Here is a 23,736-nt window from a genome sequence, read left to right as displayed (position 1 = left end):
GGCCAGGTGATCGGTCCCTCCGCCTGAGGCGGCCGGTCAGGAGGACCGCCCCACGCGTAGCGCAAACCCACTCTATCGGTGGACCGGAGTCCTCCGGCGACGGCGCGCACGCGCGTCGGTGGCTCACGGGGTGGGTCAGGCGGTGGCGAAGGCGAAGCCGGAGACCATCGTCATCAGGATGTAGACCACGATGAAGAGCACGAAGATGCTCAGGTCGAAGCCGACACCGCCCAGCCGGACGGTGGGGATGATGCGCCGCAGCAGCTTCACCGGCGGATCGGTCGCGGTGAACACGATCTCCAGCGCCATCGCCGGAACGCCGGCGGGGCGCCAGCTGCGCGCGAAGACCCGGACCAGCTCGATGACGATGCGGGTGAGCAGCGCGAGCCGGAAGAGCCACAGCAGCAGGAAGACGACCTGCCAGAGAACGTTCACAGTCTCGTTTGTACCGGACCGGCGGCCCGACCGGGACCGGTCGGGCCGTGTCGTCGGTCGGGTCGTCCGTCAGCGACCGGCGTAGGCCGGCTCGGTGGAGTACGCCGCGGCCGCCGCGACCTGGTCGGCATCGGCCTCCGGAGGCAGCAGCATGAAGACCTTGGTGGTGACCTTGTCGATCGACCCGTGCAGCGCGAAGGCCAGACCCGCGGCGAAGTCGACCAGACGCCGGGCGTTGGCGTCGTCCATCTCGGTCATGTCCAGGATGACCGGCAGACCCTCGCGGTACTTCTCACCGATCACCGCGGCCTCGGCGAACCCGCCGAGCTTGATGGTGACGGGGCGGCCGGCCGCTGCCGAGGCACCCGACGCGGCGACCTCGTTCTCGCGACGCCACTCGGGGCGGGACTGCACGGCCAGGGCTCCCTGGGTCACGGGAGTTGCCGCGGACGCGGGACGCGCCGACTCGGCGGCGTACGGCTGGTGATCGGCGGCGGCACCGTAGGAGCCCTCACCGAAGCGGTCGGTGGCGCGGTCGTCGTGCCGGGCATCGTCCCGGTACTCCGGGCCGTAGTCGTCGGCGTAGACCTCATCGCCCTCGTACCGACGGTCCTGATCGTCCGGCACCAGGCCCAGGAACGCCCCCATCTTGCGCCACTGTCCCATCGGCTGTGCGTCCTTCCTCTCGTCGCCGCTGCACGGAGCGCCGGCGACGGATGGCCGAAGTGCGTTCCGAGCTCGCGTCAGGGTATCGCCCGGTCAGGTGATCGCCGGAGCGCGACACACCTCGCCGGACGGGCGCTCCGCGTCGGACGATCCGGCACGGAGGGTGGAGCTGGTGGTGCGGTCGATCGGACGTCAACGGCGCCGGTCGGGGTCCAGCCAGACCAGGCCGCCCTGCCGGCCGGTCACCGGCGGGCCAGCACCCGGCGCGCCGGCGGCCAGGGTCGCCCGCCGGTGGCTGTACAGCTCGGCATCGGTGAAGGTGCAGCGCGGGTCGATCCGCACGGTCGGCACCCCAGCGCCCGCCAGCTGCCGGGCCAGCCCGGCACGGACGTCGACACCGGGTGTGCCCCACCGGGTCCGGCTGGCCGAGCCGGGCAGCGCGGCCTCCACCTCGTCCCGCAGGGCCGTCGGGACCTCGTAGCACTGCCCGCAGATGGCCGGTCCCAGCAGGACGTCGACGGCGGCCACCCGGGCGCCCAGCCCGGTCATCGTCTCGAGCAGCCGCAGCGCGACACCCGCCGCGGCCCCGAGCCGTCCCGCGTGCGCCGCACCCACCACCCGGGCACCGGTGTCGCCCGCCAGGATGGGCACGCAGTCCGCGGCCAGCACCAGCAGGCCCAACCCGGGGACGTCGGTGACCAGCCCGTCGGCGCCTGGGACGGACCTGATCGCAGGCGCCCGGACGACGGCGACCCGGTCACCGTGCACCTGGTCCATGCCGACCATCCGCCCCGAGAGGCCGGTCGCCGCAGCGAGTCTCGCCCGATTGGCGGCCACGGCGGCGGGGTCGTCGCCGACGTGCTCACCCAGGTTGAAGTCGCCGTACGGACCGGTGGACCGTCCGCCGCGCCGGGTGGTGACCACCCGGCGGACCCGAGCCGGCCCCGGGCTGGTGGACCCGGTCAGCGCTTCATGAACGACGGGATGTCAACGTCGTCGTCCACGGGCGGCTGGGCCGGACGGCTCGCATACCGGGGTGAGGCCGGCGGCTGGCTCGGCGCGGGGCGCTGGGCCGGAGCCTGCTGGGCGTACCCACCCGGCTGCGAGTACTGCGGGGCCGGTGGACGGGCATCGAACGACGGCGCGGACGGTACCGGAGCGGGCGGGGCGGCCACCGGTGCCTGGGCCCGCGCGGTCTGCTGCGCGGCCAGGAACGGATCCCGTCCACCGCCACCACCCTGGCGGGCCTGCCGTTCGTTGAACGTCGGCGGCAGCACCTGCGGCGTGGAGTCGAAGCCCGCGGCGATGACGGTGACCCGCACCTCGTCGCCGAGCGAATCGTCGATGACCGTCCCGAAGATGATGTTGGCGTCCATGTGGGCCGCCTCCTGTACCAGCGACGCAGCCTCGTTGATCTCGAACAATCCGAGGTCGGAACCGCCCGCGATGGACAGCAGCACGCCGTGCGCCCCATCCATCGAGGCCTCGAGCAGCGGCGAGTTGATCGCCTTCTGCGCGGCCTGGATGGACCGGCCTTCCCCGCGCGCCGAACCGATGCCCATCAGGGCGGTCCCAGCCCCGGCCATCACCGACTTGACGTCGGCGAAGTCCACGTTGATCAGACCCGGCGTGGTGATCAGGTCGGTGATGCCCTGCACGCCGTTGAGCAGCACCTCGTCGGCCGACCGGAACGCGTCCATGAGCGAGACGCCCATGTCACCGAGCTGCAGCAGCCGGTCGTTCGGGATGACGATCAGGGTGTCGCACTCGTCGCGCAGCGCCTTGATGCCGTCCTCGGCCTGCCCACCGCGGCGGCGGCCCTCGAAGTTGAACGGCCGGGTGACCACCCCGATGGTGAGCGCGCCGAGCCGGCGGGCGATGGAGGCGACGACCGGGGCGCCACCGGTGCCGGTGCCGCCACCCTCACCCGCGGTCACGAAGACCATGTCGGCGCCCTTGAGCACCTCCTCGATCTCCTCGCGGTGGTCCTCGGCGGCCTTGCGCCCGACGTCCGGGTTCGCGCCGGCGCCCAGGCCACGGGTCAGCTCACGACCGACGTCGAGCTTGACGTCGGCGTCGCTCATGAGCAGCGCCTGCGCGTCGGTGTTCACGGCGATGAACTCCACCCCGCGCAGGCCGACCTCGATCATCCGGTTGACGGCGTTCACGCCGCCACCGCCGATCCCGACCACCTTGATCACGGCGAGGTAGTTGTGCGGAGGGGTCATCCCCTTGGCCCTTTCTTCGGGTCTGATCGTCTCGTCACGGCCGGGCGGGCGTGCGACTCGCGGCTGCTGCCAGTGCTGCCCGGTCGATGCCGGGGCGATCCGACACGCCGATCGGCGTGTCCCTCAACCCTCGACCTCAACCAGACGGTTATAGTTATGTCAACTGCTGCTGGGATGAAGGTAGGGCGCGGACCGCGCGCATCCGGGCATTGGCTGCGGTGTGTCGGGAAGTCGTGTCGCCGCTCCGCGTGCCCGATGCGACCGGGACCCGCCCGCGCGTCGTCCCGTCGGCACGGCGCGATCGCCGTCGCGTCGATCACGCACGCTCGAGATGCCATGCCACGCACCGGCACACGTGCAGGGTCAGGATGGTCAGGACTCGTCCCAGCCCCGCTGCGGCTCGGCGCAGGTCTCCCGGAACACGTACTGCGACACCCGTTTCCGGTGTTCGCTGCTCCAGTCGATCGGAGGCCGACGAGCTTCCGGCGGCAGGTGACCGATGCGGTAGACGGCCATCAGCTCCAGCTCCTCGGGCACCGCCAACAGGTCCTGCACCCGCTGCCAGGCCCACGGCACCTCCATCGGGAAGGACACGAACTGGATGCCCAACCCCAACTGGGTCGTGGTCAGCCACAGGTTCTCCATCGCGGCGCCCATGCTGAACAACGAGTAGAAGGCGGACAGCTCCCCCGGCCGGTACTCGGCCCGGTCCAGCAGCACGGCCAGCAGCAGCGGCGATCCGGCGACCAGCTTGCGGTTCTCCTCGCCGAGCAGCTGCGGGACACGGAAGGCGTTCACCAGCTTCTGACCCCGCGGGGTGAACACCTGCCGGGTGAACGGCCGCAGTGGCGCGGGCAGCCGGTCGAACAGGATGCCGGACCGGGTCTGCTCCAGTTCTTCGGCGCTGAACCGGAAGTACCGCCGGTACCGGGAGAAGAACGTGCCGGACGACATCGTCTCGGTCATGCTCTCGCCGCTGATCCGGGCGATCGCCTCGATCATGGCGCGCTGCTCGATCAGCACGAACCGCCACGGCTGCGAGTTCAGCTGCGACGGCGCCCGGCCGGCCACCTCGACGAGCAGCCGCTGGTCGGCCGCGGACACCGGGTCGGGCAGGAAGGCGCCGTTGGTGGTGCGGCGGCGGCGGATGGCCTCGAGCAGCTCCATGTCGATCAGGCTGGCCGATCAGGCCGGCGGCCGCGGACGGCCCAGAGCGTGGCCGCGTAGGCCGGGGCCAGCGACGCCCCCAGGGCGGCGTGCCCGGCGGTCCGGGCCGGCACGAACGGGATCGCGGCCAGCGGCAGCGCCGCCGGCAGCAGCCGGACCACGGCGCGGTCCCGGCGAACGGCCAGCACGAGCCCGGCGGCGGCGGTGAGCCCGGCGGTGGCGGCGTACGCCGCGTGGTGGATCCACCGTGCCCGGGAAGTGTCCAGGGTGCCGGTGGCCACCCCGAGACCGAGCGTGCAGTTCACCAGCCAACAGGCGGTCGCGGACACGACCAGCACGCGGGACACCCCGTCATTCCACCACGCCCACCGGGGGGGGTGCGGTCGGTCCGACCAGCCGCCGCGCGTGGCGATGGGGTCACCCCAACGGGTCATTCCCGTCACTGAACGGTGATGTCGGGTGACCGCAACGGTGTTCATCGTGGACACTCGAAGATCTCGTGGGGCACCGACCGGGCGGCGAGCACACGTGCGTCCGGTCCGGGCCGCCGCCATCTGCACGTCGTTACCGCACCACACCATCGATCCAGAGAGGCAGGCACCGTGATCGCCACTCCTCCGGCCGCCGGAGCCGACCAGCACCCTTCGTCGGAGCTCGTCGGCAACCCGCTGCGCATCCGGAACCTCCCCGAGAGCACACCGGCCGCCGAGCCGGCGGCCGGCGCCGACCTGCTGGGCAACCCGCGTCGGCTCCGCGGCCTGAACGCCGCCGACTTCGAGGTCTGAACCGGTCGCTCCGACACCATCACGGCCGGGATCGCAGCTGCGGTCCCGGCCGTGATCGTCTGTCGCGACCGGCCGCGGAGTCCTCAGGACGCCGGCGGGATCCCGGTCACGACGCCCGAGGTCAGGTCGACGGCCCAGCCCGCGCCGGTCCCGGCCGGCCGGGACCAACTCTGTCCGGGCTGCAGCACCTCCAGCTGCCGACCACCGTCGATGACCCGGTACGGCAGCCGCAGCTCCCACCGGGCGCCGGTCCCGTCGGTACCGCCCAGCTGCACGCCGACGGCCAGCACACCGCTGCTCCGGTCGCCCGGCAGCCGCACCACCGGGTCGTCGCCGGCCGGCCCGGTCGCCGCGTCGGGCGCGGCCACCGTCCACCCCAGCTCGATCCGCTCTCCGGCATCGGCCGGGTCGGGCACCGGCCGGGTCTGCAGGTCGGTCGTGCCGTCGCCGACGTAGGCGACGACCGACCGACCTGGGTCGGGGTCCGCGGTGGCGTCGTCCGGGAGGTCCAGCTCGATCCGGAGCTCGATGCGGGCGCCGCGGTCGACCGTGAGCCGGTCGAGGCGGACCGGCCCGCCGAGGACCTGACCGCCGGGCAGCGCGTGCGACAGCCGGAACGCCGCGCGGTCGCCGAACCGATCGAGCACCGCGAAGTCCTCGGCCCCGCGGTCCTCGGCGTACAGCACCGGCCCGTCCAGGTCGGGGTCGTTCTCCAGGAACGGCGTCGATCCCAGGTAGCCGCTGTTGCCGCGGAACGGCAGGAAGACGACCGAGTCGTCGGGCACCTCGGCCTCGACCAGCGCCTGGATGGCGCGGAACTCGTCCTGCACGGCCAGGTTGCGGGTGATCTTGTCCGGCACCGCCGTCGCCGTGACCGCCACCATGACCACCACCACCACCGGCGCCGCCCAGCGCCGCCACCGCTGGGTCGAGGTGCGTCCGTCCCGGACCAGCCCGACCAGCGCCGCGGCGCCGAAGACGACCAGGGGCAGCACCACCGGCAGCAGGTAGTACGGCCCGAACAGGACCACGCCCTCCCAGTTGACGCCCATCGCGTACGGGCCCCAGAACGTCAGGTAGCCCAGCGGCACCACGACGGCCAGCGCGGCCACCGACCACCGGCGGTCGCCGCGGGTACGGAGCAGACCGACCACGGCCAGGACCAGCAGCACCAGCCCGCCGGCGATCCAGCTGGGCACCCAGCGCAGGTTGACCAGCAGCCCCTCCACACCGTCGGCCGGGGTGAAGTCGAACGTCGCGTCGTCGAACACCCCACGGGCGCCGAAGCCGAACCCGTCGCGGGTCCCGGTGACCGTGTACGGCAGCCGCAGCGGGTCGCCCAGCACCAGGGCGTGGTAGCCCAGGGCCAGGGCGCCGACCGGCAGCGCCCCGGCCAGCACCGGCAGCATCCACCGCCACCAGCGTCGGCCCCGGGTCCCCACGTGCGTGCTGTCGGCGCTGTCCGGTGCGGCGTCTCGGGTCGACCAGGTGGTCCACAGCGCCCAGACGGCGAACGGCAGCACCACCAGCAGCGCGTCGAACGGCCGGGCCCAGGCGGCCACCGCCGCCAGCGTGCCCGCGACCACCAGGCGGGGGGTGGAGTGACGGCGCAGGCCGCTGAGCAACAGCCAGCCGACCGCCGCCAGCAGGGCCAGTTCGAACAGGTACGACAGGTAGGTGCCGCTCTGCACCAGCACGATCGGCGACACGGCGAACAGCGCCCCGGCGACCAGGCCGGCGGGACGGTCGCCCAGCACCTCGCCGGCCAGCAGCGCGACCAGCACCGCGGCGGCCCCCGCACACGCGGCCAGCCCGACGACCTCGGAGCCGGTGAGCACCCCGGCCAGCGCCAGGACGGCCGACCAGGGCGGCGTGTACTTGACCACGATCCGGTCGTCCACGACCGCGGACGCCCACGGTCGGAAGGCGTCCTGGTCGGCCGGGAGGGTGAAGGTGCCGTGCTCGATCATCCGGGCGAAGGCGACGTACACGGAGTCGTCGCGGTTCAGCGAGTACAGCGGGAACAACCACAGGTGCACCAGCACCGCCGCGGCCGCGGCGCCCACCCCGAGCAGGACCAGCGCCGGCCAGGCCCGGCGGGCACGGACGGTCGCCCGGGGGGCGGTGGCGGGCGCCGGAGCGGTCACGCGGCGGCGCCGACGGGGATCCCCCGATGCCTGCGACCTGACCAGGCCCCTGACCCACTGCCGTGCCGCACGCCGACTCCTGTCCGCTCGCTCACTCGATCACCTCCGCGGTCCGCGGAACACACTCAGGACCAGGACGGCTCCGCCACCGGAGGAGTTGCGCACGACAGTCCACCGCGGCCGGGCCCGGGGCGCCGACCGGTCGGGGACCGCGATCAGCGCACCGAGACCAGGGTCGGATCGGAGATGTCGAAGACGGTCCCCGGCTGCTGCAGCACGGCGGGCAACACCTGCAGTTTGCGCGCGGTGTCCACGTCCAGCGTCGTGTCGTCGCTGCCGTCCCCGGCTGTCGCCGCGACACCCGGGTCGGGACCGGCCGTCCCCCAGCGCACCGTCCGCCCGTCGGTCAGCCGCAGCGTGACGTCGTACGGCGAGGTCGCCGCCACCGCGGCCAGCTGGGCCCGCAGTGACTCCGGCAGCACCCCGGACACCCGCACCGCCGCCAGCGTCGCCGGATCCTGCGGTCCCGGCGTGGCCAGCTCCACCACCGGCAGCGTCGGCACGGACTCCCGTCCGGCGACGGTCCGGTACGGCTCGCCGGTGGCGTCCAGCAGCCACCAGCTGTCGTTGGCCTGGGTCACCGCGACCGGCACCGGCAGCTCGACGGTGATGAGCAGGGTGTCCGGCCAGGCCCGTTCCACCTCGGCGGCGGTGATCCCCGGCAGGGCGGCCACCCGAGCCGCGACGGCGGCCGGGTCGACCCGGGCCAGCGGCGTGTCCAGCGCCACCCCGGACGCGGCGAGCACCTCGGCGCGCACCTGCTCGGCCGCGGCCGGATCACCGGTGGTGGCCGACGGGTCCGCCGCCGCGTCCCCGCCGGTGGCCGCGGTGATCCCGTCCACCTGGACGGACCGGACACCGAGCACCGGCGTGAACCAGGCCACCACGAACCCGGCCACCAGCAGGACCGCGACCGTGGCCAGACCCACCAGCAGCGGCCACCGGCGCCGACGGGCCCGGACCGGCCGCGCGGACGCGACCTCGGCCGGGCGCGGCCCCGTCGGACGCACCGGGGTCCGCGTGGGCCCGCTCACCGGGACCCCAGCAGGGTCAGCAGCTCCGGACCGAGCGTGGTGACGTCACCAGCGCCCATGGTGATGACCAGGTCACCGGACCGCACCAGCCCGGCGACGGTCCGGGCCGCCACCGCGAAGTCCGGTTCGTAGCGGACGGTGCGGGTCCCGCCCGGGCCGCCGACGCCCTCGGCCGGCGCGTCCGAGGTCGGGACGGACCGGGCGATGAGCTCGCCGCTCACGCCCGGCACCGGCTCCTCGCGGGCGCCGTAGACGTCGAGCACGACGACCACGTCGGCCGACCGCAGGGCGGTGGCGAACTCGCCGGCGAACGCGGCGGTGCGGGAGTACAGGTGCGGCTGGAACACCACCACCAGCCGGCCGCCGGCCGGCACCACCGCGCGCGCCGCCCGCAACTGGGCCCGCACCTCGGTCGGGTGGTGGGCGTAGTCGTCGTACACGGTGACGCCGCCGGCCGTGCCTCGGCGCTCGAACCGCCGCCGCACCCCGCGGTAGGCGGCCAGTCCCTCGGCCAGCCGGTACGGGTCGACGCCGAGTTCGATGCCCGCGACCAGCGCGGCCGTGGCGTTCAGCAGCATGTGCTCCCCCGGCACGGCGAGCCGGAGCGCGACCTCCCGGCCGTCGGCCAGTCGCACCGTGCCGGCCGCACCGGTGCGTGCGCCGTCCTGGTCGGTTCCGGGGCCGGCCGATCCGGTCGGGTCGACCGTCACTCGGACCTCAGGTGGGAACGGACCGTCGACCCGGGTGCCGTAGCGCACCACCCGGGCGCCACCGATGCGCTCGCCGCCGGTCCGGCCGGCCAGCGCATCAGCCCCGGGGTCGTCGGCGCACACCACCAGGAAGCCGCCCGGCTGGATCCTCTCGGTGAACGCGTCGAACACCGCGGCGTACGCCTCGGCGGTGCCGTGGTGGTCGAGGTGGTCGGGTTCGAGGTTGGTCACGATCGCGCCGTGCGGGGCGAAGGCCAGGAAGGAGCCGTCCGACTCGTCCGCCTCGGCCACGAAGACGTCACCCGTGCCGCTGTGCGCAGCCCGCGCCAGCCCGGTCGCCGCGCCGGGCACCGCGTCGGGCACCGCGTCCGACGCCGGCTGGGCCAGCACCCCGCCGATCGCGTAGGACGGGTCCAGGCCCGCGGCGTGCAGCGCCACCGTGAGCATCGAGGTGGTGGACGTCTTGCCGTGGGTGCCGGCCACGCAGACACTGCGGGCGCCGGCCATCAGGGCCGCCAGCGCCTCCGCCCGCCGCACCACCGGCACGCCGAACTGCTGCGCCCGGCGCACCTCCGGGTTGTCCGGCCGGATGGCCGTGGAGACGATCACCGCGGTCGGTCCGCCCGGCAACAGGTCCAGGTTCTCGGCCCGGTGACCGACGGCGCAGCGCACGCCGACGGTGCCCAGCTCGTCGAGGGTGCCGGACCCGCGGGCGTCGGACCCGGCCACCGGCCAGCCGCGCTCGGCCAGCAGCGTGGCGATACCACTCATCCCGGCTCCACCCACGCCGACCAGGAACGACCGTTCCAGACTGACGCCGCCGGCGGTCACCGGAGCCGCGGCCGTCACGACGCCGTCCCGGCGGCCCGGTCGACGACCGAGCGGATCAGCGCCACCAGGGCGTCGGCGGCCGGGGCGGCGGCCATCCGGCGGGCCGCGGCCGTCCGCTCGGCCAGCCGGTCCGGGTCGCCGAGCACCGGCAGCACCTGCTCGAGCACCATGGCGGCGGTGAGGTCCTCGTCGGCCACGGCCACCGCCGCGCCCACGTCCAGCTGGCGCTGAGCGTTCAGTCGTTGCTCCCCGTTCCCGTGCGGCAGCGGCACGTACACCGCCGGCAGGCCGACCGCGTCGATCTCGGCCACCGTGATCGCGCCCGACCGGGCCAGCACCAGATCGGCGGCCGCGTAGGCCAGGTCCATCCGGTCGAGGTACGGCACCGCGACGTAGCGGGCCCCGGTCCCGGAGCCACCATCGGCGCCGGCGACCGACGGCGGGTCGTTCTTGCGACCGTAGGCGTGCAGCACGCCGATGCCGGCGGCGGTCAGCTCGGCCGCCGCGCCGGCGACCGCCTCGTTGATCCGGCGGGCGCCCTGCGAGCCGCCGAACACCAGCAGTGTCGGCGCGTCCGGGTCCAGCCCGAAGGTCTCCCGGGCCTGCCCCCGCAGCGCCGGGCGGTCCAGCTGGGACAGCGACCGGCGCACCGGGTTGCCGACCACCTGCGCGTGCGGCAGGCCGGTCCCGGGGACGGCCGCAGCCACCGCGGCGGCGAACCTGGAGCCGATCCGGTTGGCCAGGCCGGCCCGGGCGTTGGCCTCGTGCACGACGATCGGCACGCGACGGCGGGCGGCCAGGTAGGCCGGCAGCGCCACGTAGCCACCGAACCCGACGACCACGTCCACCGACCGTTCCGCCATCACGGCCCGGGTCGCCCGGATCGACGCCCGCATCCGGGTCGGCAGCGTGACCAGGTCCCTGGACGGCTTGCGCGGCAACGGCACCGCCGGCACCAGCCGGAGCTCGTACCCGCGGGCCGGCACCAGGGTGGTCTCCAGCCCGCGCTCGGTGCCCAATGCGGTGATCACCACGGACGGGTCCGCGGCGAGCGCGTCGGCCACCGCCAGAGCGGGTTCGATGTGACCGGCGGTGCCGCCGCCGGCCAGCAGGACGCTCAGGCTCATCCGCGGCCACCCCGACCGTTCCGGCCGCCGCCGGCGGTGGGTCCACCGTCCCGTCGGGTGGGACCGGTGATGCGTGGCGCCCGATCGGGCAGCGGCGGCAGCGCGTCGCCTCGGCGGGCCGGCCGGGACCCGGTCCCGCGCCGCGGTCCGGCCGGGGCCTGCCCGCGCTCGGTGGCGCGCGGGGCCCGGGTCGGCGGGGCCTCGGCGGGTCGCCGGGACGGGGCGCGGCGGGCGGCCGTGGCCACCGCCGGGCGTTGACGCTCCGACTTGGCCCGCTCCCTGGTCCGGCGCTTGAGCGCCCGGCGCTGGGCACGTTCGCTCCGCACCGACTCGGCGTTGCGCATGCCCAGGAACCGGGCCACACGGCCGCCGTTCACCGTGTTGAGCGCGACCGCGGCCTCGGGCTCGGTGCGCGCGAAGTTGGCCAGCAGCCCGAACACGATCATGGTGATGATCAGCGAGGTACCACCGGTGGAGATCATCGGCAGGGTGATGCCGGTGACCGGCAGCAATCCGACCACGTACCCGACGTTGATGGCGGCCTGCCCGACCAGCCAGACCGTGCAGGACGAGGCGACGATCTTGACGAACGGGTCCACGTTGCGCCGGGCGATCCGCAGGCCGGTGTAGGCCAGCAGCGCGAACAGCAGCAGCACCACGGCGCACCCGACGAAGCCGAGCTCCTCGCCGATGATCGCGAAGATGAAGTCGGAGTCGGCGTTGGGCAGGTAGCTCCACTTGGCCCGCGACTGCCCGAGGCCGACGCCGAACCAGCCGCCGTTGGCCAGCCCGTACAGGCTCTGCAGCAGCTGGTAGCTGCTGGCCGGATGCGAGTCGGGGTCCATGAATGCGGTGATCCGGACCAGCCGGTACGGCTCGGCCACCGCCAGCGCGACCACGCCGGCCACCGCGGTGACGGCCAGCCCGCCGAACATCCACCACGGCGCGCCGGCGAAGTACATGACGGCCAGGAAGACGATGCCCAGCGCGACGGTGGTGCCCAGGTCGGGCTGCGCCATGATCAGAGCGCCCATCAGCGCGAACACCGGCAGCACCGGGATCAGCAGGGCGCGCACCGAGCCGAGCGTCTGGCGGCGGCTGGCCAGCACGTGCGCCATCCACAGCAGCAGCGCGAGCTTGGCCACCTCACTGGGCTGGAACTGGAAGCCGCCGACGCGGATCCAGCTGCGGGCCCCGTTCAGCAGTACGCCCACCCCGGGCACCAGCACCGCGGCCAGCAGCAGCAGCGAGACGATGACCGCGGCGGTGGACAGCGTCCGCATCAACCGCACCGGCAGGTACTGCGCAGCGAAGAAGCAGAGCAGGCCGACACCCGCGTAGGTGAGCTGGCTCTGGAAGGTGGAGAACGACGACCCGGCCGCCCGGAACGCCGACACCGACGACGAGGACAGCACCATCAGCAACCCGACGCCGAGCAGCAGCAGGAAGACGGCCAGCACCAGGTGCAGCGAGGTCATCGGCCGGTCGAGCCAGTCGGCCCCGACCCGGCGGACCGTCCGGGCGCCGCGCCGCACGCGGCCGCCGGATCCGTGCGGTTCCCGAGCGTTCCGGCGGGGGCTGCGCTGCTCGGGAAGCTCCGGCCGGCGCTCCCGCTCCTCGGGCTCGGTCGCTCCGGACCGCGACTCGGCCAGGCTCACGGCTGTCCCGCCGGGCGGGCACCGGGCAGCGCCAGGGCCGCCCGGGTGAACGCGTCGCCGCGTGCGGCGTAGGAGGCGAACATGTCCAGCGAGGCGGCCGCCGGGGCCAACAGCACGACGTCACCCGGGGCGGCCATCTCGACGGCCGCGGTCACCACCTTCTGCATCACCCCATCGTCGGTGCCGGGCACGCTCACGCAGGGGACATCCGGCGCGTGTCCGGAAAGTGCGGACGCGACGATCGGCGCGTCCACGCCGAGCAGCACCGCGCCGGCCAGCCGGTCGGCCACCGAGGCCACCAGTTCGTCGACCGCGGCACCCTTGAGCTGCCCACCGGCCACCCACACCACCCGCGGGTGGGCCAGCAGTGACGCGGCGGCGGCGTGTGGGTTGGTGGCCTTGGAGTCGTCCACGAACCGGACCGGCGGCGTGGCGGCCGGTGCCCCCGGGGGCACCAGCTCGGCCACCAGTTGGTTGCGGTGCCCGGACGGGGTGTAGTCGCGCAGCCCGCGGGCCACGTCCTCGGGCCGCACCCCGACCTGCAGCGCCAGCGCCGCCGCGGCGCCGGCGTTGGTCACGTTGTGCGGGCCGGCCGGACGGATGTCGGCCACCGGCAGCAGCACCTGATCCGGAACACCCTGGCGCCGCACCACCAGCTGCCCGTCGATGACGCCGATCGCGTCCATCCCGGCGCCGGCCGCGACGGGCGTACCGCCGGCGACCGCGACTCTGTGCACGGCGGGGGCGGCCGCCAGCAGCGTGGCGGCCACCGGGTCGTCGACGACCGCGACGGCGACGTCGCCGGTGAGCACGCGGGCCTTGTCGGCCGTGTAGTCGGCCATGGCCGACGCGGTGGTGGGCCGGTCACTGCCGGCCGGTGCGCCGTACCAGTCCAGGTGGTCCTCGGCCACGTTGAGCACGACGCCGGCCCGCGGCCGCAGCGTCGGCGCGGTGTGCAGCTGGAAGCTCGACAGCTCGGCCGCGATGACCTCCTGCGCGGGGTCCGTGGCCGTCACCGCCTCGATGACCGGCCAGCCGATGTTGCCGCAGGCGGTGACCCGGCGGCCGGCCGCCCGCAGGATGCTCTCCAGCATCCCGGTGGTGGTGGTCTTGCCGTTGGTGCCGGTGACGGCCAGCCACTGCCGACGTCCGCCGGCCGGGCCCTCCCGATCCAGCCGCCAGGCCAGCTCGACCTCACCGATGATCGGGACCCCGCGGCGGGTGGCGTCCACCAGCAGCGGATGCGTCGGCGGCAGCCCCGGGGAGGTGACCACCAGCTCGATCGGCTCGGGCAGCTCGGTGACGTCGCCGACGAGGCGCACGTCCCCGGGCAGGTCGGCCAGCGCGTCCGGTGCGGACGGTGCGGCTCGGCCGGACAGCAGCACCGTCCGGTCCGGCGCGGCCAGGGCCCGGGCCACGGCCAGGCCGGTCATGCCGGCCCCGGCCATCAGGACCCGGGCGACACCCGGCACGGCGGGTGATGCGTGTGCTCGATCAGCCACCGGTCAGCGACAACCATTCCGCGTAGAAGAGCCCGAGACCCAGCGCCGCGGACATGGCCGCGAGCAGCCAGAAGCGCACCATCACCGTGGTCTCGGCCCAACCCGACAACTCGAAGTGGTGGTGGAAGGGCGCCATCTTGAACACCCGGACGTGGCGCACCTTGAACACCGCGATCTGGATCACCACCGACAGCATCTCGACCACGAACAGACCGCCGATCACTACCAGCAACAGCTCGGTCCGGGTCAGGATGGACAGGCCGGCGATCATGCCGCCCAGGGCCAGCGACCCGGTGTCACCCATGAAGATGCGGGCCGGGTGGGCGTTCCACCAGAGGAAGCCGATACAGCCGCCGAGCATCGCGGCGGCCACCGTGGCCAGGTCGAGCGGGTCGCGGACCTCGTAGCAGCCGGCCAGCGCGGCGTCGCTCAGCAGCGGGTTCCAGCAGGCGTTGCGGAACTGGTAGAAGGCGATGAGCACGTAGGCGCCGAGCACCATGACCGACGACCCGGCGGCCAGGCCGTCCAGCCCGTCGGTGAAGTTCACCGCGTTCGACCAGGCCGCGATGATCAGCACGACGAGGATGACCGTGCCGATCGCGCCGAGCGAGAGGAACGTCAGGTCCCGTGTGTAGGAGATCCGCTGCGACGCCGGGGTCAGCCCCGTCTGCGCGCTGGGGAACCACAGCACCAGGACGGCGAAGGACAGCGCCACGAACGCCTGGCCGAAGAACTTCATCTTCTTGTTCAGGCCGAGGTTGCGCTGCTTGCGGATCTTGATGAAGTCGTCGAGGAACCCGACGATGCCCAGCCCGGTGGTCAGGTACAGCAGCAGCCAGCCCGACGCGGTCGGTCCGCTGCCGTCGGTGGCGAGCTGGACGCCCACCGCGACCAGGTAGCCGACCCACATGGCGATGATGGCCGCGGCCCCGCCCATGGTCGGGGTGCCCCGCTTGCCCTGGTGCTGCTGCGGGCCGTCCTCGCGGATCTCCTGGCCGAACCCCTGCCGGGAGAAGACCTTGATCAGGTACGGCGTCAGCAGGATGGAGACGCCGAGCGCCACCACCGCGGCGATCAGGATCATCCTCACGGCCGGACCCCGTCCGCCGTGCGGGATGCGTCGGACAGCCCGCGGGACAGTTCATCCACCACGCGCAGCGCGACCTGCTCCAGCCCCACCGACCGGGATGCCTTCACCAGCAGCACGTCACCGGGCTCCAACTCCTCCAGGAGGATCGCCACCGCCGCATCGACGTCCGGGACGAGCGCCGACTCCCCCGCCCAGGATCCCTCCAGGTGGGCGCCGAGGTGCAGCGCGCGGGTCGGCGACGGGCGGCCGCGGACGTGCCCGGCGCCCGGCCCGACCGGCGAGGTCGCGCCCAGGATGCGGGTCTCGGGCGCGTCGCCCACCACCAGCAGCCGGTCGATGCCCAGGCGCACCACCTGACGGCCCAGCTCGTCGTGCGCGGCGACGGACTCGTCGCCCAGCTCCCCCATCTCGCCCAGCACCGCCCAGGTGCGCCGGCCGGCGCCCAGGGTGGCCAGGGCACGCAGCGCTGCCCGCATCGAGTGCGGGTTGGCGTTGTAGGCGTCGTTCACGACGGTCACCGTGCCGCCCCGGACCGCAGCGGGGCCGGTCGCCGGGAGGGCCACCTCGGTGACCTCCATCCGCCAGCGGCTGGCCGGGGTGGCCTGGGACAGGGCCGCCGCCACCGCGTCGACCTCCATCCCCAGGGCGCGGGCCACGGCGGCGACGGCGAGCGCGTTGCCGACGTGGTGCTCGCCCACCAGCTGCAGCCGCACCGACGCGGAGCCCTCCGGGGTGATCAGCTCGAAGGTCGATCGCGCGGTCGTGTCCTGCCGCAACTGCTCGGCCCGGACCTGCGCCTCGGGGCGGGTGCCGACCAGCACCACCTCGGCCCGCGTCCGGTCGGCCATGGCCGCGACCCGGTGGTCGTCGACGTTCAACACGGCCACCCCGCCGGCGTCCGGTCCGGTGGAACCCGGCGCGGCCGCGGGCAGCGCCTCGACCAGCTCACCCTTGGCGCGGGCGATGGCGTCGACCGACCCGAACTCGCCCAGGTGCGCCGATCCCACGTTCAGCACCACCCCGATCCGGGGCGGCGCGATCGCGGTGAGCGCGGCGATGTGGCCGACCCCCCGGGCGGACAGCTCCAGCACCAGGAACCGGGTGTCGGCAGTGGCGCGCAGCGCGGTGTACGGGTGGCCGAGCTCGTTGTTGAACGAGCCGGACGGGGCGACGACGGCGACCTCGGGATCGGTGCCGTCCGGGAGCTGGGTCTGCAGGGTGGTCCTGAGCACCGCGGCCAGCAGGTCCTTGGTGGACGTCTTGCCCGAGGACCCGGTGACGCCGATGACCTGCAGGCCGTGCCGGTCGACCAGCGTGGTCACGCTGGCCCGGGCCAGCCGGGCCAGGGCGTGCAGCACGGCGGTGTTGCCGATCTCAGTCGCGTCGCCGGTCGCGTCTCCCGACGTGGCCACCACGGCCGCCGGGTCGCCGGCGGTCGCGTGGACGCCCGTATCCGGCTCACCGGCCGGGAGCCCGCTCACGTCGAGGACGGGCATGCCCGCAGCGTCGGACCGGTGCACCGGACCGGAACCGAGGACGGCCACGGCCCCGGCCGCGGCGGCGGCGTCGCCCAGGTCGTGGCCGTCCACCCGCTCGCCGCGCAGCGCCACGTACAGCGCGCCGGGACGGACCCGTCGGGTGTCGAACTCCACCGACGTCACGACGACGGACTCCCACCCCGGCTGCGCCGGGACGCCCACCACGTCGGCGACCTGTCGCAGCGTCATCTCGATCACGGGCTGAACTCCTCGGGCGGTGTGGCGGCGGATCCGGACGGGTCAGCGGTCAGGTCGGTCAGTGCGGCGGTGAGTTCGTGGCGGTCGGAGAACGGGTGCACCACGCCCGCCACGTCCTGGCCCTGCTCGTGGCCCTTGCCCGCGATGACGACGGCGTCACCCGGCCGAGCACGGCGCACCGCCTCGCGGACGGCCTCGCGCCGGTCGCCGATCTCCAGGATCTCGGCCGCCGTGCCGGCCCCGGTGGCCCCGGCCAGCACGGCGGCCCGGATCGACGCCGGCGGCTCGCTGCGCGGATTGTCGTCGGTGACGATGACCAGCTCGGCCCCCAGCGCTGCCTGCCGGCCCATCTCGGCCCGCTTGCCGCGGTCCCGGTCCCCGCCGGCGCCGAGCACCACCAGCACCCGGCTGGGCACGGCGGCCCGGACCGCACGCAGCAGCGCCTCGACCGCAGCCGGCTTGTGCGCGTAGTCGACCACGGCCAGGAACGGCTGCCCGGCGTCGACCTTCTCCATCCGGCCGGGCACGGCCACGTCGGCCAGCGCCCGGGCCGCGGTGGCCACGTCGCGACCCAGCAGGTGCACGCAGGCCAGTGCGGTGGCCGCGTTGGCCACGTTGAAGGCACCGGGCAACGAGACGGTGACCGGCACCGTCCCGGCCGGGGTGGCCACCGTGCAGTGCTGCACGCCGGTGGGATCGGCACGGCGCTCCAGCACGCTCACGTCGGCCCGCCTGGCGGGGTCGGTGGAGACGGTGAGCGCGTCCGGCACCCGCTCCGCCAGGCGGCGGCCCCACTCGTCGTCGACCACGATCACCCCGGCCCGGGCCCGCCCGTCGAACAGCAGCGCCTTGGCCTCGAAGTAGCCCTGCATGTCCGAGTGGAAGTCCAGGTGGTCCTGGCTCAGGTTGGTGAACGCGCCGACGGCGAACCCGGTCCCGGCGACCCGGCCCAGGGACAGCGCGTGCGACGACACCTCCATCACCGCGACGTCCACGCCCTGCTCCAGCATCACCGCGAACAGGGCCTGCAGGTCGGGCGCCTCCGGGGTGGTCAACGCGCTGGGCAGCACCCGCCCGGCGATGGAGGTCTGCACAGTGCCGATGAGCCCGGTGCGTGACCCGTCCGCGGCCAGCGCCGCCTCGAGCAGGAAACAGGTGGTGGTCTTGCCGGACGTCCCGGTCACCCCGACCACCGGCAGCCGCTCGCTCGGCCGGCCGTACACGTCCGCGGCCAGCGCACCGAGCGGTGCCCGCGGGTCCGCCGCCACCAGCACGGGCACGCCGGCGTCGGTCAGCTGCGCGGCCCCGGCCGGATCGGTGAGGACGGCCACCGCGCCGGCCGCGACGGCGTCACCGGCGAACTCGGCGCCGTGCCGCCGGGTGCCGGGCAGCGCGGCGAACAGGTCACCGGGGCGGGCGTCCTGCGCGCGCAGGGTGACCCCGGTGATGACCGGATCTGCCATGGCGGCCGGGTCCGCAGCCAGCGCGTGCGCCGCGGCCAGCTCGACCAGCCGGACCCCGACCACCCGCTCCGGGCGGACCGACGCGCGGGCCGGACCGGCGGGACCGGATCCCGACGGCGGTCCCGACGGGGCTCCCGGCGCGGGCGGTGGAGCGGGCACAGACACAGGCACAGGACTGCAAGCTACCGGTCTCAACCCACGTACAGGTCGTAGACGGGCGCCGGTTCGGGCGACGGCGGGACGTTGTCCTGACGCATCAGGTAGGCCGCGATCTCGTGGAACAGCGGCGCCGCGCTGCTGCCGCCGGGACCGCTCGAGTTCGGCGCGTCGAGCATGAGGGCGATCGCGTACCGCGGGTCGTCGGCCGGCACGACCCCGCCGAAGGTGGTGGTGACCAGGGTGTCGGAGTAGTCGCCGGTGGCCTCGTCGACCTGCTGCGCGGTGCCGGTCTTGCCCGCCACCTGGTAGCCGGTGAGCGCAGCCGCGGGGGCGGTGCCGCGGTGGTTGACGTCACCGTCCTGCACGGTCGCGCGGAGCATGTCCTTGAGCGTGTCGGCGGTCTGGGCGCTCATCACCCGCGTCTGCGTGCCGGGCGCCTGCGCGCCGCTGCTGACCGGGATCTCGACCGGCTGTCCGTCGCTGGTCATGCTCTGCACCAGGGTCGGGGTGACCCGGACACCGTCGTTGGCGATGGCCTGGTACATCCCGGCCAGCTGGACCAGGTTCACCGTCATGCCCTGCCCGATGGGCAGGTTGGCGAAGGTCGACGACGACCAGCTGGACTGGGCCGGCAGATCGCCGCGGGTCTCGCCGGGCAGCTGCACGCCGGTCTTGACGCCCTGCCCGAACAGCTCGGACTGCCGGATGAACGCGTCCGGACCGATCTGCTGGGCGATCATCAGCGTGCCCACGTTCGACGACTTGGCCAGGATGCCGGCCACCGTCATCTGGATCGGGCCGTGTGCCCAGGCGTCGTGCACGGTGACGTCGCCCATGCCGATCTCGCCGTCCACGGTGAGCACGGTGTCGGGGGTGATGAGGCCCTGCTCGAGGGCAGCGGCCATGGTCACCACCTTGTTGACCGATCCGGGCTCGAACTTGTCGGTGACCGCCTTGTTGCCGGTCTCCCGGACCGACTTGCCCGGCTCGAAGCAGGCCATCGCGGCGATCCGGGCGCTGTCGGCGGTCATCACCACGGCGCAGCCGGACTTGGCCCCGGTCTCGGTGACCCGCTGCTGTACGTACTGCGCCACCGTGTGCTGCAGGTCGTTGTCCAGGGTGAGGGTGATGTCGACGCCGTCGGTGGCCGCGACCTCGTTGCGGGCGCTGCCCGGGATGATGCCGCTGCGGGCGTCCACGTCGACCTCGCGGGAGCCGTCCTCGCCGGAGAGCTTGCCGTCGAACTTGGACTCGATGCCGGACAGCCCGTTGCCGTCGAAGTCGACGGTGCCCACGATGGCCGCCGCGGCGCTGCCGGTCTGCGCCTCGCGGATGTCCTGGCGCTCGGTCACCACCGCGTTGATCTGGTCGTCGTCCAGCACCGCGGCCATCTGCTCGATGATGACGTCGGCCTCGGCCGGCATCAGCCCACGGGCCAGGTAGACGTACCGGCTGTCCGAGCTCAGCTTGTCCATCAGCGCGTCGGCGGTGCGGTCCTCCGGCGCCGTGGTGGTGCCGGTGTCGGCCAGGTCCGCGGCCAGCAGCTCGGCCACCCGGCGGCGCTGGGTGTCGTCGGTGAACAGCGCGGGCCGGGCCGCCACCGCACGGCCCTCCACGGTGAAGGCGAGCTGGGCGCCGGTGCGGTCGCTGATGGAGCCGCGCTGCGCGGCCAGGGTGACCAGCCGGCTGCGCTGGTCGACGGCCTGGGCGGCGTAGCCGTGGCTGTCGACGACCTGGACGCTGATCAGCTTCACGCCGACGGCGACCAGCATCACCACCAGCGCCACCATGGCCAGCCGGCCGCGGCGGGGCAGGTTCGCGCGGGCGACCCGGGACCGCCGGGTGCGCCGACCACGGACCGACCGCGGCTGCGCGGCGCGCCCGGAGCGGGCCGGGCGCTCGGTGCGGCTGCGGCCGGTTCGGTCGCTGCGGTCCGGACGGCCGGCACGGTCAGTGCGGTCGGCCCGGGACGGTCCGACCACCCGCCCCGGGCGGACGGCGTGGCCCGACCCCGGACGCTGGCCACCGACGGCGTGGCCGGCGCCGGTGGCCGGGTCGGAGGGGTGCTCGGAGTTGCGCTCGGTGGGACGCGGCGGCCGGACCGGCGCGCCGCGGCGGCCGGCGCCGGCGCGGGGGGACCGGGTCGGTTGCGGACGCCCGGTGCCCGGCGGCTGGCTGCGCTGGCCCTGGCCGCGCTGGGTCTGGCCGCGCTGGCTCTGGGCACGCTGGCTCTGGGCGCGCGGGGGCTGGCCGGCGCGGTCGCGCGCCACCGCCCGGCGTTCGGTGCTCTCGTCACGGATCACGGAGCACCTCCGGGCTGGGCGGGATCGGCGGGCTGGTCCGCCGGCTGGGGCGGTTCGGCCTGATCGGCCGGTGGCGCCGGCTGGTCCTGGTCGGCCGGGGTCGTGGGTGCCGGGTCGGCCGGCGCGGTGGGTGCCGGGTCGGCCGGCGCGGTGGGTGCCGGGTCGGCCGGCGCGGTCGCCGGGGCCGGGCCGGGCACCACGGACGGGGTGCCGACGACGGTCGCGCCGGTCGATCCGCCTGATCCATCAGCGCCCTGCAGCATCAGCACGGCCGCGTCACCGGCCGGAACGAGGCCGAGTTCCGCCGCCTGCTGCGCGATGCGCGGGGTGGCGCCCAGCTCCGAGGCCCGCCGCTGCAGTGCCTCGATCTCCAGCTGCAGGTCGGCCACCGTGGCGTTGGACCGGCTGGTGCGCAGGCCGGCCTCCTCGGTCAGCGTGTTCAGCCACAGCACGCCGCCGACGCCACCGGCCAGCGCGACGATGAGCACGAGGACGAACGCAGCCCGGCTGAACGCACCGGGGAGACGCCCCGACCGGACGCCGGTCCCGGCGGCCGGGTCGGCGCCGGCCAGCGCGGCGCGACGGGCGCGGCGGTCGTAGGCCTTCTGGACGGAGCGCGGCCGGCGCGTGGTGGTCACCGGGGCGGTGCGGGGCTGTTCCTGCGGGTTCCGATCGGACGACTGCCCGGACGACTGCTCGGACACCAGGGCGGTCACCTCGTCGACGGTTCCGACGGGAGCCACGGACGTCCCGGCGCGGCGGTTCATCCGGCCTCCCGCAGTCGGACGGCGGCACGCAGGCGGGCGGACGCGGCCCGCGGGTTCTCGGTGACCTCGGCGTCATCCGGCTGCTGGGAACCCCTGATCAGCCAACCGAACTCGGGCGCCGAACCGGGGACGTCGAACGGGAGCCCGGGCGGCGCAGTGGATTCCGTGCGCGGCGCGATGGCGTGCTTGACGATGCGGTCCTCCAGCGATTGGTAGGACAGCACCACCAGCCGTCCTCCCACCGAGAGATGATCCATGGCTCCGGGGATCGCCCGGCGCAACGCGCCGAGCTCGTCGTTCACTTCGATGCGCAACGCCTGGAACGTGCGCTTGGCCGGGTGTCCACCGGTGCGCCGGGCGGCGGCCGGGATGGACGCCCGGACCAGCTCGACCAGGCGGGCACTGGTGGTGAACGGCTGCTCGGCCCGGGCCCGCACGACGGCCGAGGCGATGCGCGGCGCGAACCGTTCCTCGCCGTACTGGCGGAGCACCCGGACCAGCTCGGGCGACGAGTAGGTGTTCAGCACGTCGGCCGCGGTGATACCGGTGGTGCGATCCATTCGCATGTCGAGCGGGGCGTCGACCGCGTAGGCGAACCCGCGGCGCACCTCGTCGAGCTGCAACGACGACACGCCGAGATCGAACAGCACTCCCGCGACACCGACCCGCGGGATCCAGCCCCGGGCGGTGTGATCCGCCACCACATCGCCGATCTCGTCGTACACGGCATGCACGAGCACGGCTCGGTCGGCCACGCCCGCGGCGGTGAGCCGGCGCCGGGCGACGTCCAGCGCCTGGTGGTCCCGGTCGATGCCGATCACCCGGAGCTGTGGATGGGCCTGCAACAGGGCGAGGGTGTGACCGCCCATGCCCAGGGTGCCGTCGACCATCACGGGATCCGGGCGGTCGGTGAACGCGGGGGCCAGCAGCGTCCCCACCCGGGCGGAGAACACCGGGACGTGCAGTCCGGCCAGCCGGGCCAGGTCGTCGGACTCTGTCGCCGGAGCGGTCGCCGGGCCGGTCGCGGCCTGCGGGTCGTCCGGCTCGGTCACGTCGTCGCTCTCCTGGTTCTGACCGGTGGTGACCGTGCCCGACGGGGCCGTGCGACGGCCAGGAGCGGATCCTGGCCGCCCCCGGGGTCCGATCCGTGGTGGCGCCTGATGTCTGGTCCCCACCCGCTCCCTCCCTGGCGCGGGGGAAGTCGCGTCAGGAAGCAGAGCGGGTGCAGGCCGGGCAGCAGGCGTGGGCGCGGATCGGACGGTCGGTGGGGCGGAGTGGGACTCGGGGACGTTGGCTGGGGGCCGCGACCGGGGCTAGCCGCTGTCGAACAGTGACCGGTCCGGCGCGGCGTAGACCGATTCCTGCTCGGCCTCGTAGGCCTCCCACCGCTGGGAGTCCCACAGCTCCATGCGGAGCCCGACACCGGTGATGACGACGTCCTTGGTCAGCCCGGCGTACTCGCGCATCCGGGCCGGGACCGAGATCCGGCCCTGGGCGTCGGGGCGCTGTTCCTCGGTGTTGGCCAGCATGTAGCGCTGGTACCCGCGGGCCCGCTCGTCGGTGATGGGGGCGGTGATGGCCGCTTCGGCGAACTCGGCGAAGCCGTCCGGCGTGAACAGGTACAGGCAGTGGTCCTGACCCCGCACCAGCATCGCCCCGGCGGCGAAGTGGTCGCGGTACCGGGCCGGCAGCGTGATCCGGCCCTTGTCGTCCATGCGCGGGGTGTGCGTGCCGAAGAACCCGGTGAGTCCGGTCGCCACGGCCGATCACCTCCACCCCTGTTGCTCCCACCGTCCCCCGGCGCCGCCACCGTACCCCACTTTCCCCCACTTCGGCCCACAAACTGTCCCGCAACGCGTCGCGTCCCC

At 74.4% G+C, this 23,736-nt stretch carries 20 protein-coding genes; 1 reads left to right on the top strand and 19 read right to left on the bottom strand.

Annotated features, from left to right (window positions below):
• Positions 1 to 135: 135 nt before the first annotated feature.
• The 6 genes from JL106_RS18385 to JL106_RS18360 form a co-directional block, all read right to left on the bottom strand.
• Entirely contained in the window at positions 136 to 435 is a 300-nt protein-coding gene (locus JL106_RS18385; RefSeq protein WP_205262208.1) for a YggT family protein, read from the bottom strand.
• Positions 436 to 504: 69 nt separating this feature from the next.
• Positions 505 to 1,101, bottom strand: coding sequence for a cell division protein SepF (locus JL106_RS18380; protein ID WP_205262207.1), 597 nt, complete (start codon positions 1,099 to 1,101; stop codon positions 505 to 507).
• A gap of 192 nt (positions 1,102 to 1,293) precedes the next feature.
• Positions 1,294 to 2,025: a peptidoglycan editing factor PgeF gene (gene pgeF / locus JL106_RS18375; protein WP_328842581.1), complete on the bottom strand. Its 732-nt coding sequence runs from the start codon at positions 2,023 to 2,025 to the stop codon at positions 1,294 to 1,296.
• A 38-nt stretch (positions 2,026 to 2,063) separates the two neighbouring features.
• Positions 2,064 to 3,329: a cell division protein FtsZ gene (ftsZ, locus tag JL106_RS18370; protein ID WP_205262206.1), complete on the bottom strand. Its 1,266-nt coding sequence runs from the start codon at positions 3,327 to 3,329 to the stop codon at positions 2,064 to 2,066.
• Between the two features lie 372 nt (positions 3,330 to 3,701).
• Complete coding sequence (locus tag JL106_RS18365) at positions 3,702 to 4,496, bottom strand: nitroreductase family protein (protein WP_205262205.1); 795 nt, start codon at positions 4,494 to 4,496, stop codon at positions 3,702 to 3,704.
• A gap of 5 nt (positions 4,497 to 4,501) precedes the next feature.
• Positions 4,502 to 4,834: a hypothetical protein gene (locus JL106_RS18360; protein WP_205262204.1), complete on the bottom strand. Its 333-nt coding sequence runs from the start codon at positions 4,832 to 4,834 to the stop codon at positions 4,502 to 4,504.
• A gap of 264 nt (positions 4,835 to 5,098) precedes the next feature.
• On the opposite strand from JL106_RS18360, the gene JL106_RS18355 reads away from it, so the two are divergent.
• A complete protein-coding gene (locus JL106_RS18355) occupies positions 5,099 to 5,281 on the top strand; it encodes a hypothetical protein (RefSeq protein WP_205262203.1) in 183 nt (60 codons plus the stop codon).
• A gap of 83 nt (positions 5,282 to 5,364) precedes the next feature.
• Here the strand turns inward: JL106_RS18355 and JL106_RS18350 are convergent, their stop codons facing one another.
• The 13 genes from JL106_RS18350 to mraZ all read right to left on the bottom strand — a co-directional run bounded on the left by JL106_RS18350 (position 5,365) and on the right by mraZ (position 23,628).
• Positions 5,365 to 7,428, bottom strand: coding sequence for a DUF7846 domain-containing protein (locus JL106_RS18350; protein WP_205262202.1), 2,064 nt, complete (start codon positions 7,426 to 7,428; stop codon positions 5,365 to 5,367).
• Positions 7,429 to 7,643: 215 nt separating this feature from the next.
• Positions 7,644 to 8,522, bottom strand: coding sequence for a cell division protein FtsQ/DivIB (locus JL106_RS21285; protein WP_205262201.1), 879 nt, complete (start codon positions 8,520 to 8,522; stop codon positions 7,644 to 7,646).
• Positions 8,519 to 10,003: a UDP-N-acetylmuramate--L-alanine ligase gene (gene murC, locus JL106_RS18340; protein WP_205262304.1), complete on the bottom strand. Its 1,485-nt coding sequence runs from the start codon at positions 10,001 to 10,003 to the stop codon at positions 8,519 to 8,521. Before murC ends, JL106_RS21285 begins: the two co-directional genes overlap by 4 nt.
• 74 nt (positions 10,004 to 10,077) lie before the next feature.
• Positions 10,078 to 11,190, bottom strand: coding sequence for an undecaprenyldiphospho-muramoylpentapeptide beta-N-acetylglucosaminyltransferase (murG, locus tag JL106_RS18335; protein WP_236007933.1), 1,113 nt, complete (start codon positions 11,188 to 11,190; stop codon positions 10,078 to 10,080).
• Positions 11,187 to 12,848 carry a putative lipid II flippase FtsW gene (gene ftsW / locus JL106_RS18330; RefSeq protein ID WP_205262200.1) on the bottom strand — a complete coding sequence of 554 codons (1,662 nt, stop codon included), beginning with the start codon at positions 12,846 to 12,848 and terminating at the stop codon, positions 11,187 to 11,189. The genes murG and ftsW overlap by 4 nt, the downstream gene beginning before the upstream one ends.
• A complete protein-coding gene (gene murD, locus JL106_RS18325; RefSeq protein WP_205262302.1) occupies positions 12,845 to 14,296 on the bottom strand; it encodes a UDP-N-acetylmuramoyl-L-alanine--D-glutamate ligase in 1,452 nt (483 codons plus the stop codon). The genes ftsW and murD overlap by 4 nt, the downstream gene beginning before the upstream one ends.
• 46 nt (positions 14,297 to 14,342) lie before the next feature.
• Complete coding sequence (mraY, locus tag JL106_RS18320; RefSeq protein ID WP_205262199.1) at positions 14,343 to 15,440, bottom strand: phospho-N-acetylmuramoyl-pentapeptide-transferase; 1,098 nt, start codon at positions 15,438 to 15,440, stop codon at positions 14,343 to 14,345.
• Positions 15,437 to 17,176, bottom strand: coding sequence for a UDP-N-acetylmuramoyl-tripeptide--D-alanyl-D-alanine ligase (locus JL106_RS18315; protein ID WP_205262198.1), 1,740 nt, complete (start codon positions 17,174 to 17,176; stop codon positions 15,437 to 15,439). Before JL106_RS18315 ends, mraY begins: the two co-directional genes overlap by 4 nt.
• The gene (locus JL106_RS18310; protein ID WP_328842578.1) at positions 17,173 to 18,702 is read right to left on the bottom strand and encodes a UDP-N-acetylmuramoyl-L-alanyl-D-glutamate--2,6-diaminopimelate ligase; all 1,530 of its coding nucleotides are present in this window, start codon (positions 18,700 to 18,702) and stop codon (positions 17,173 to 17,175) included. The genes JL106_RS18315 and JL106_RS18310 overlap by 4 nt, the downstream gene beginning before the upstream one ends.
• A gap of 128 nt (positions 18,703 to 18,830) precedes the next feature.
• Positions 18,831 to 21,101, bottom strand: coding sequence for a peptidoglycan D,D-transpeptidase FtsI family protein (locus JL106_RS18305; RefSeq protein ID WP_205262197.1), 2,271 nt, complete (start codon positions 21,099 to 21,101; stop codon positions 18,831 to 18,833).
• A complete protein-coding gene (locus JL106_RS18300) occupies positions 21,098 to 21,844 on the bottom strand; it encodes a hypothetical protein (RefSeq protein WP_205262196.1) in 747 nt (248 codons plus the stop codon). The genes JL106_RS18305 and JL106_RS18300 overlap by 4 nt, the downstream gene beginning before the upstream one ends.
• A 20-nt stretch (positions 21,845 to 21,864) precedes the next feature.
• Complete coding sequence (rsmH, locus tag JL106_RS18295) at positions 21,865 to 22,920, bottom strand: 16S rRNA (cytosine(1402)-N(4))-methyltransferase RsmH (protein ID WP_328842577.1); 1,056 nt, start codon at positions 22,918 to 22,920, stop codon at positions 21,865 to 21,867.
• Between the two features lie 261 nt (positions 22,921 to 23,181).
• Complete coding sequence (gene mraZ, locus JL106_RS18290) at positions 23,182 to 23,628, bottom strand: division/cell wall cluster transcriptional repressor MraZ (RefSeq protein ID WP_328842576.1); 447 nt, start codon at positions 23,626 to 23,628, stop codon at positions 23,182 to 23,184.
• Positions 23,629 to 23,736 lie beyond the last annotated feature (108 nt).

The organism is Nakamurella leprariae (assembly GCF_016918035.1).
Taxonomy (GTDB): Bacteria; Actinomycetota; Actinomycetes; order Mycobacteriales; family Nakamurellaceae; genus Nakamurella; species Nakamurella leprariae.
This window is presented reverse-complemented; position numbering and strand designations above follow the sequence as displayed.